Source organism: Streptomyces sp. NPDC054765 (assembly GCF_053612065.1).
Genome location: NZ_JBSHBP010000122.1, coordinates 1 through 10,227, shown reverse-complemented (window position 1 = coordinate 10,227; position 10,227 = coordinate 1). Strand labels below are relative to the sequence as shown.

Here is a 10,227-nt window from a genome sequence, read left to right as displayed (position 1 = left end):
GCCCCGACCTCACCGCCACCCGCTTCACCGCCAACCCCCACGGCACACCCGGCACACGCATGTACCGCACCGGCGACCTCGCCCGCCGACGCCCCGACGGACAACTCGAATTCACCGGACGCACCGACACCCAAGTCAAAGTCCGCGGCTACCGCATCGAACTCGGCGAAATCGAAGCCACCCTCACCAACCACCCCCACATCCAACAAACCGCCGTCATCGTCCGCGAAGACCAACCCGGCGACCAACGCATCGTCGCCTACACCATTCCGGCCCAGAACACCGCAGACACAGACAGCGCTGAAGGCACAGACGGCACTGACGGCACTGACGGCTTCGAAACGGTGCAGGCCGACCTGCGGGAACACGCCGCACGGACCCTGCCCGACTACATGGTCCCCTCAGCCTTCGTCACCCTCCCCACACTGCCGCTGACACCGAACGGAAAGCTCGACCACAAGGCCCTGCCCGCACCACAGTTCACCCCCACCACAACCACCCGAACCCCCCGCAACACCCACGAAGAACTCCTCTGCCACGCCTTCGCCGACATCCTCGGCGTCAACCACATCGGCATCGACGACAACTTCTTCGACCTCGGCGGACACTCCCTCCTCGCCACCCGCCTCACCAGCCGCATCCGCACCACCCTCAACACCGAACTCACCGTCCGCGACCTCTTCGAAGCCCCCACCGTCGCCACCCTCGCCACCCGCCTCCACCACACCACCCGAACACGCACAGCACTGACACCGAGGGAACGACCCGAGCACATCCCGCTCTCCCCCGCGCAGCACCGACTCTGGTTCCTGCACCAGCTGGAGGGACCGAGCGCCACCTACAACGTGCCGATGGTGCTCCGGCTGACGGGCGAGCTCGACACCACAGCACTGCGCGAGGCCATCCACGACCTCACCGACCGGCATGAATCCCTGCGCACCGTCTTCCCGGAGAACGGCGGCACCCCCTACCAGCACGTACTGCACGGCGAAGCCGCCCGGCCCACCATCGACCTCGTCCCCGTCCACGAAGACGACCTGGACACCGCCGTCGGCCAGGCCATCGCCCACACCTTCGACCTGACCGAGGATGTGCCCCTGCGTGCTTGGGTGTTCACCAGCGGAGCCGACGCACACACGCTGCTGATCCTGGCCCACCACATCGCCAGTGACGGCTGGTCCATGGGCCCCCTCGCCCACGACCTCGCCACCGCCTACGCAGCCCGCTGCGACGGCACCCACCCACAGTGGACACCCCTACCGGTCCAGTACGCCGACTACACCCTCTGGCAACGCGAAGTCCTCGGCGACGAAAACGACCCCGACAGCCTCATCTCCCGCCAGATCAACTACTGGCGCACCACCCTCACCGCACTCCCCGACCACCTCGAACTGCCCACCGACCGGCCCCGGCCCGCGATCGCCAGTCACCACGGAGCAAGCGTCCCCTTCACCTGGGACACCGACCTCCACCACGGCATCACCCGCCTGGCACGCGCACACCAAGCCAGCGTCTTCATGGTCGTCCACACGGCACTCGCCACACTGCTCACCCGCCTCGGCGCCGGCACCGACATCCCCATCGGCACCCCCATCGCCGGACGCACCGACAACGCACTCGACAACCTCGTCGGCTTCTTCATCAACACCCTCGTCCTGCGCACCGACACCTCCGGCAACCCCACCTTCGCCGAACTCCTCGGACGCGTAAGGGAAACCGACCTCGCCGCCTACACCCACCAAGACGTCCCCTTCGAGCGACTCGTCGAAATCGTCAACCCCACCCGCTCCCTCGCACACAACCCCCTCTTCCAGGTTGTTCTGGGGCTTGAGTCGGCGTCCGACGGTGAGTTCGCCATGCGGGGGCTCTCGGCGGAAAGTACGGGCGTCGATACCGGAGTGGCCAAGGTCGACCTGGCCGTCAACCTCTTGGAGGTCTTCGGTGCGGGTGGTGAGGCCGCCGGGATCCGGGGTGTGGTCGAGTTCGCCACCGACCTGTTCGACCGCCGGACCGCCGAGACCCTCGCGGCACGACTGGAACGCCTGCTCCGTACCGCCGTCGAAGACGCCACACGCCCCATCACCGACCTCGACATCCTCTCCCGCCAGGAACGCGAGCTGCTCCTCAACGGCTGGAACGACACCGCACACGACGTACCCGACGCCACCCTCCCCGCCCTCTTCGAGACACAGGCCGCCCGCACCCCCCACGCCCCGGCCCTCGAACACCACGGCACCCAGCTCACCTACACCGAACTCAACACCCGCGCCAACCACCTCGCCCACCACCTCATCGCCCAGGGCGCGGGGCCCGAGAAGTACGTCGCGGTTGCTCTCCGCCGCGGTGTCGACCTGGTCGTGGCGATCCTCGCCGTCGTCAAAACGGGTGCCGCCTACGTACCCCTCGACCCGGACTACCCCGCCGACCGCCTCACCTACATGCTCGACGACGCCCGGCCCACGCTGCTGATCACCGACGAGGACACCGGCGCCGGCCTGCCCGACACGGAGCTGACCACCGTCACCCTCCGCACCGGAACCGGCACCGACGCCTACGCCTACGCCGGTACCGGTTCCGGTTCGGACGGGCTCACCGGCAACCCGGACGACACCCACCGCACCACACCGCTGCTCCCCACCCACCCCGCCTACCTCATCTACACCTCCGGTTCCACCGGGCACCCCAAGGGCGTCGTCGTGTCCCACCGGGGAGTGGCGAACCTGTCGGCGCATCAGACGGGCCCGTTGGGGGCGGGACCGGGGTGCCGGGTCTCCCAGCTGGTGTCGCCGAGCTTCGATGTGTCCGTGGCGGAACTGTGCATGGGCCTGTTGTCCGGCGCCTGCCTGGTGCTGCCGAGCGGCCCCCTGGCCGGGGAGGAGCTCGCCGAGTTCCTGGCCGGGCAGGAGATCACCCATGCACACATTCCGGCGTCGATCCTGGTGGGCATGCCCCGCCGGGAGCTGCCCGCGCTGGCGTCGCTCATGGTGGGAGCCGAGGCCTGCCCGCCGGATGTCACGGCGTTCTGGTCGGCGGGGCGGCGCATGGTCAACGCCTACGGTCCGACCGAGGCCACGGTGGACACCTCGTTCGCGGTCTGCGGCCCCGAGCAGGGGACGGGCCCGGCGCCCATCGGCCGGCCGGTGTTCAACACCCGGCTGTACGTCCTGGATTCGGCGCTCCAGCCGGTGCCGGCGGGGGTACCCGGGGAGCTGTACATCACCGGTCCGGGTCTGGCCCGGGGCTACCTCGGCCGTCCCGGTCTGACCGCCACCCGCTTCGTCGCCGACCCCTTCGGTGCCGGTGGCGGCCGTATGTACCGCACCGGCGACCTGGTGCGCCGCCGCGGTGACGGACAGCTGGAGTTCATCGGGCGGGTCGACCACCAGGTCAAGGTCCGCGGCTTCCGCATCGAACTCGGTGAGATCGAGAACGCCCTCACCACCCGGCCCGGCACCGATCAGGTCGCGGTGATCGTCCGGGAGGACCGGCCCGGCGACCGGCGCATCGTCGCCTATGTGGTGCCCGCCGGACCGGGCGGTGCCGGGCTGGACGTGGCAGAGCTGCGCAGCCGGGTGTCCGAGGTGCTGCCGGAGTACATGGTGCCCTCCGCGTTCGTCACGCTGGACGCGCTGCCGCTCACCCCGAACGGCAAGGTCGACCGTACGGCGCTGCCCGCTCCGGAGCTGACCGGTGCCGTGGGCGGCCGGGGCCCTCGCGACGCCCACGAGGAGACGCTGTGCGCGATCTTCGCGGAGGTGCTCGGTGCGGACCGGGTCGGGATCGACGACAACTTCTTCGACCTGGGCGGCCACTCGCTGCTCGCGACCCGGCTCACCAGCCGGATCCGCGACGAGTTCGCCGTCGAACTCACCGTGCGCGAGGTGTTCGGGGCACCCACCGTCGCCGGCCTCGCCAGGCGGACCCGTAAGAACGCCGGGTACGGAGGAGGGGACGACGGTCTGGGCGTGCTGCTGCCGTTGCGCTCGGCGGGGTCCGGCACTCCCCTGTTCTGTGCGCACCCCTCGGTACCGCTGAGCTGGTGCTACGCCGGTTTGCTGGGCGTACTGGACGCGGACCGGCCGGTCTACGGTCTGCAGAGCCGTGGACTGGCCGGGGACGGTGCCCTCCCCGAGACCTTCGCGGAGATGGTCGAGGACTACACCGCGCAGATCCGGCGGGTCCAGCCGGCCGGCCCGTACCGCCTGCTGGGCTATTCGCTGGGCGGCAATATCGTGCACGCGATCGCCACCCGGCTCCAGGACCTGGGAGAGGAAGTGGAGCTGCTGGCCGTCCTCGATGCGTACCCGGGTGGTGACATCGAGGCCGGACCGCTCGACGACCGTCAGGTTCTCGCCAGGTTCCATGCGGACCTGGGCCAGGGAAGCGAGGAGGAGTACGACGAGGCGCGGCAGCGGGAGCGGGTCATCGACTCGCTGCGGGGGCTGCCGGGGAATTTCACCGAGGAGCAGCTCACCCGGATTCTCGACGCGATGATCAACGGTGTCGGCAACAACAGCCGTGACGAGCCCGGCACGTTCAAGGGCGACCTGCTGCTCTTCACGACGACGGTCGGCCGGGCGGACCCGGCCGCGATGCCCCAGGCGTGGCGGCGGGTGGTCGCCGGCGGCATCGAGAATCACCGCATCGCCTGCCCGCACGATGATCTGCTGGAGGGGGATCCGCTGCGCGCGGTGGGTGCCGTACTGACCGAGCGGATGCGGGAACTGGACGCGGGCGGCCGGCTCCTGACGGGGCGCGGCCCGGTCTGAGGCGCGGATTGCGGCAGGTCCGGGTGGCATGGCGGCGCCGTGCCACCCGGACCCGGGCCGTCCGTGCGGGAGCGTGGCCCTGTGGTTCGTGGTGGGGGTGAAGTTCCCGATAACGAAAGAGAATTGCGGCCTCGTACGGTCTCTGCCATCTGTTCACCGTGATTCAGAGAGCGAGACGATGGCCGGAAAACGTCTTTCCGACATACCCGAGATACACCGCCGCCGACTGCTGGGGCTCGGAGCGGCGGTGGCCGCCCCCGCGATGCTGGGTCTGGGCATGCCCCGTGCACAGGCTGCCGCGTTGCCCGGCCGGGCGGCGCCCGCACGGTCCTTGCTCGCCTCGCACGGCGGACTGGAAGACACCAGCATCACCGAGCTGTTGAAGCAGCTGGCCGCCGGCAAGCTCACCTCGGTGGAGCTCACCCGGTTCTACCTGGACCGGATCGCCGAGCTGAACCTCGCGGGCCCCGCGCTGCACGCCGTCCTGGAGACGAACCCGCAGGCGCTGGAGCTGGCCGCGAAGCTCGACGCCGAGCGGCGGGCGGGCAAGCTCCGTGGCGTGCTGCACGGCATTCCGCTGCTGATCAAGGACAACATCGGCACCGCGGACAAGATGCACAGCACCAATGGCCTCCATGCGCTGATGGGTGCCCGTCCGGCCCAGGACGCCACGGTGGTCGCCCGGCTGCGCGCGGCCGGTGCCATCCCGCTGGGCAAGGCCAATCTGACCTCGCTGGTCAGCTCGTCGAGCGGCTACAGCCAGCGGGGCGGCCAGACCCGTAACCCGTACAAGCTCGACCGCTCGCCGAACGGTTCCAGCGCGGGCCCCGCCGCGGCCACGGCGGCCGGTCTGTGCGCGGGAGCCATCGGGACCGAGACGATCGGGTCCATCCTGGGGCCCTCGGGTGCCAACAGTGTGGTCGGTATCCGGCCCACCACCGGACTCACCAGCCGTACCGGGATGTTCCCGGGTGCCCGTAGCTTCGACACCATCGGCCCGATCTGCCGCACGGTCGCGGACGCCGCCCTGCTGCTCGGTGTGCTCACCGGTGTGGACCCCACCGATACGGCCACCGCGGCCAGCGCAGGAAAGTTCCACTCGGACTACACCCCCTTCCTCAAGCCCGGCGGGCTGAAGGGCGCCCGGATCGGCATCACCAGGGAGGTATTCGCCGGGTACAGCGCCCCTGCGGATGCCGTCGCGGAGCAGGCCGTCGAGGTGCTGAAGCAGGCCGGGGCGGTGGTCGTCGACAACGCCAACATCCCCACCGCGGAAAAGATGATGTCGGACCTGGACGCCGCGTTCATCGTCCAGATCACCGAGATGAAGCACGACATCGAGGCCTACCTCGCCCGCACCCCGGGTGATCACCCCCGCAGCATCGCCGAGCTCGTCGCGTACAACAAGGCGCACGCGGGCACCGAGCTGGAGTACTTCGACCAGAACGTGCTGCAGACCGTGGCCGATTACGCGGGCAAGCCTTCGGACGCCGAGTACAAGAAGGCGGTGCAGACGGTGCACCGGGTCGCCCGGGACGAGGGCATCGACGCGGCGCTGAAGAATCACCGGGTCGACGCCCTGATGATGCCGACCGGTGCACCCACCTGGAAGATCGATCTGGTCAACGGCGATCCGCAGATCATGGGCAGCGCGATCCCCGTGGGCTATGCCGGCTACGCGGCCGTCAATGTCCCCGCCGGGTTCGTGCACGGGCTGCCGGTCGGCATCACGTTCATGGGCACCGCCTGGAGCGAACCGCAGCTGATCCGCTTCGCACACGGCTTCGAGCAGGCTCACCCGGCGCGGCGCGCGCCGACGTTCACCCCGCCCGGCGTGGGCCTATAAGTTACGGGGATTGGGGGTGTGCCGTTCCGTAGGGTGACACCCTGACTCCGGACGGTTCGCACCGTCCCGGCTCACTTCGACGCTCCGGTACCCCGCGCCGCCCGGCGGTGCGGGGTCGCACAGTCCTCAGGGAGGATCTTCATGTTCGGTCGGTCTCGGCATTCCGGCTCCGGTCGGGCCGAAGGTGAGGAGAGTCCGGCGCTCCCCGATGCCCGGTTCGAGGGACAACGGCCGCCGCCGGCTTCCGAGTACCCCCCGGCGGAGGCCGCGGTGACCCTGCGGGACGTGCACAAGCGGTACGGGCGCGGGAACAACGCGGTGCATGCGCTGCGCGGGGTGAACATCGCCTTACCGCGCGCCAGTTTCACCGCGGTGATGGGCCCTTCCGGGTCCGGCAAGAGCACGTTTCTGCAATGCGCCGCGGGGCTCGACCGGCCGACCTCGGGCTCGGTGCTGCTCGGTGACACCGATCTGACGAAGCTGCGCGAGAGCAGACTGAGCGATCTGCGCCTGACCCGGCTGGGGTTCGTCTTCCAGCACTTCAACCTGTTGCCCGCGCTGACGGTGTACCAGAACATCCGGTTGCCGCTGAAGCTGGCCGGCCGGAAGATCGACCGGGACGCCATCGAGCAGATGCTGGCCCGGGTCGGGCTGCCGGACCGGGCGCGGCACCGTCCGGGCGAACTCTCCGGCGGACAGCAGCAGCGGGTGGCCATCGCCCGCGCCCTGATCACCGGCCCGGACGTCGTCTTCGCCGACGAGCCCACCGGGGCACTCGACACCACCACGGCGGCCGAGGTGCTCACGCTGCTGCGGGAGGCGGTGGACAACCTGGGCGCGACCGTCGTCATGGTCACCCATGAGCCCAGCGCCGCCGCCTGGGCGGACCGGGTGGTGTTCCTGGTCGACGGGGAGGTCTCCGACGAACTGATGCTGGGCGACCCGGAGGAGATCTCGGCCCGTATGCGGGTACTGACGTCGGCGACCGACCGCCCCCAGTCGGCGGCGCCCGGGATGCGGGGCGGGCAATGAGCAACGGACTCGCCTTCGCACAGATCCGTTCCCGCCCTTCGGCGTTCCTCGGCACCTTCGTCGCGCTGCTCTTCGGTGCGGTGGTGATCATCTCCAGCGGCACCCTGCTGCTGGCCGCGGCGACCGCGTCGCAGCAGCCGGTGCGCTATCGCGCGGCCCCCGTGGTCGTCGCCGCGGACCAGTTCGTGAGCGGGCAGCAGCTCCCGGACCGGGTTCGTATCGGCACTGATCTGGCCGGCCGGCTGGCCGCGCTGCCCGAGGTGTCGGGCGCGGTGGCCGACACCGTGTTCCCGGCCACCGTCGGCGCGAAGGGCCGCCCCGCGATCGCCCTGGAGGGCCAGCCGGCCTCGTCGGCGCGGCTGCTGGCGACCGGGGCCGGCGCGGCGGGGAAGGTGACCCCGCGCCCCGGGCAGACCGTGCTGGACACCCGGACGGCCAAGGCCCTGGGGGTGTCCCCGGGCGAGACCGTGACACTGCACGGTCCGGCCGGGCCCGCGTCCTTCGAGGTCGCCGGTGTGCTCACCACGCGTGCTCCGGGCGCCTGGTTCGAGGACGCCGAGGCCGGGCGGCTGTCCGGCCACCCGGGGAAGGCCGACGCGATCGCGGTGCTCCCCAAGGAGGGAGTCTCCACCGCGAGGCTCGCCGCGCGGGTGCGCGCGGCCGCGGGCTCCGCCGAGGTGTTCACCGGCAGCGGGCGCGGCGAGGTGGAGAACCCCGGCTTCGCCCCGGCCCAGGAGAACACCGTCGGCATGTTCGGTGCCATGGGCGGACTGAGCATCTACGTCTCCATCTTCGTGGTGGCCAACACCATGTCCCTGTCGATCTCCCAGCGCCAGCGGGAGACCGCGCTGCTGCGCGGTATCGGGGCACGGCCGGGACATATCCGGCGGATGGCCGCCGCCGAGGCCACGCTGGTGGCCGTGCTGGCGGTGGCGGCCGGCAGTGCGCCCGGATATCTGCTGGCCCGGGTGGTGTTCGACGCCATGCACACCCGGAACCTGCTGCCGCCGGGCACGGAGCTGACGTTCAGCTGGTTCCCGGTCGCCGCGGCCGCCTTCACCGGTCTGCTCGCCGCGGTGCCCGGCAGTCTGATCGCCTCGCACCGGGCCGCCCGCAGCCGGCCGGCCGAGGCGCTGAGCGAGTCGACGCTGCCCCGCCGCGGTATCGGCCCGATCCGACTGCTGCTGGGTCTGGCGGCGCTGGCCGGTGGTGCGGTGATGGCGCTCAAGGTGCTCGCCGCGGGAGGCGCGACGGCCGACAAGGCCGCGCCCTTCGTCCTGCTGCTGTTCCTGATCGCGGTGTCCCTGCTCGGGCCGCTGCTCGCCCGTGCCGCCACCGAGATTCTGGGCCTGCCGGCGCGGTTCTTCGGGGCCACCGGAGAACTGGCGACCCTCAACGGCCGGGCCAGGGCGCGCCGGCTGTCCTCGGCGATCGTGCCGGTGGCGCTGGTGGTGGCCTTCGGCGTGACCAAGATCGGCCAGCAGACCACCCTGACCCACGAGACGCGCGTGCAGAGCGCGGCGGCGCTCACCGCGGACCGTGTCATCGAGGCGCCGGGCGGGCTGCCCGGCCGGATGGCGGAGGATGCCGCCCGGCTGCCCGGTGTGCGGGCCGCGACGGGGGTGACCGAGGTGGGTCTCCTGGCAGGCCCGGGGCGGCCCGGCGCGAAACCCGGTGACGGCACGGTCTTCGGCAGTGCCTTCTCCGGCACGGGCGAAGCCCTCGGGCGGAATCTCGACCCGGATGTCCGCTCGGGAACGCTCGCCGGCATCCGGGCCGGTGGCGCCGCGGGTGCCGGGGACGGGACGGTGGCGGTCGACCAGCGGGTCGCCGACCGGGCGGAGACCGGCGTGGGGCGGCGGATCACGCTGTGGCTCGGTGACGGCACGGTCGTACGGCCGGTGGTGGCGGCGACCTACGACCGGGGGCTCGGTGTGGGCGATGTGCTGCTGCCGCGGGCCACCGTCGCCGGTCATCTGACCCGCCCGCTCGAGGACCGCATCCTTGTCCGTGCGGACCCCGGAGACGCGGGCGCGCGGCTCGACCGTGGTCTGCGGACGGTCGCCGGCGCCTCGCCCGGTGCCACGGTGCGGACCGACGCGGCGTTCGCCAAGGCCCGGGACGGGGCGGACGAGTCGTTCGCCTGGCTGGAGTTCATGGCGTTGAGCATGATCGCCGGCTTCGCGGGCATCACCGCCGCCAACACCCTCGCCATGGTCACGTTCGAGCAGCTGCGTGAGGTCTCGATGCTGCGGCTGATCGGTACGAGTCTGCGGACGGTGCGCCGGGTCGTCCGGCTGGAGGCCTTGACGGTGGCGCTCACCGGTCTGGCGGCCGGCGTGACGATCGCGCTGGTCACCCTGACACCGCTGGTCGCGGACAGCACCGGGGCGGCGTTCCCGTATCTGCCCCCGCAGTTCCTTCTGCTCGTCACGGCCGCCACGGTCGCGCTGAGCCTGCTGGCCACCGGTATCCCCCTGCAACTGCTGCTGCGGGTGCGGCCGGTGGAGGGGGTCTCCCGGCGGTCCTGAGACTCGACGGCGGAGGGAACACGCGAGCGGCCCGGCGCATGTGCCGGGC

4 protein-coding genes are annotated in these 10,227 nt (G+C 71.2%); all 4 read left to right on the top strand.

The window, feature by feature from the left end; translation table 11 throughout:
- A partial coding sequence (locus ACWGJY_RS36800) for an amino acid adenylation domain-containing protein (protein WP_453265253.1) occupies window positions 1-4,769 on the top strand: 4,769 nt, incomplete at its 5' end.
- 178 nt (window positions 4,770-4,947) lie between these two features.
- Window positions 4,948-6,615, top strand: coding sequence for an amidase family protein (locus ACWGJY_RS36795; RefSeq protein WP_453265252.1), 1,668 nt, complete (start codon window positions 4,948-4,950; stop codon window positions 6,613-6,615).
- A gap of 141 nt (window positions 6,616-6,756) precedes the next feature.
- Window positions 6,757-7,647: an ABC transporter ATP-binding protein gene (locus ACWGJY_RS36790; RefSeq protein ID WP_453265251.1), complete on the top strand. Its 891-nt coding sequence runs from the start codon at window positions 6,757-6,759 to the stop codon at window positions 7,645-7,647.
- Window positions 7,644-10,178 carry an ABC transporter permease gene (locus ACWGJY_RS36785; protein WP_453265250.1) on the top strand — a complete coding sequence of 845 codons (2,535 nt, stop codon included), beginning with the start codon at window positions 7,644-7,646 and terminating at the stop codon, window positions 10,176-10,178. Before ACWGJY_RS36790 ends, ACWGJY_RS36785 begins: the two co-directional genes overlap by 4 nt.
- Window positions 10,179-10,227: the final 49 nt, after the last annotated feature.

Excerpts from the sequence above, each read along its gene's own strand:
- ACWGJY_RS36795 (WP_453265252.1), top strand. The coding sequence starts at position 4,948 with ATGGCCGGAAAACGTCTTTCCGACATACCCGAGATACACCGCCGCCGA.
- ACWGJY_RS36790 (WP_453265251.1), top strand. The coding sequence starts at position 6,757 with ATGTTCGGTCGGTCTCGGCATTCCGGCTCCGGTCGGGCCGAAGGTGAG.
- ACWGJY_RS36785 (WP_453265250.1), top strand. The coding sequence starts at position 7,644 with ATGAGCAACGGACTCGCCTTCGCACAGATCCGTTCCCGCCCTTCGGCG.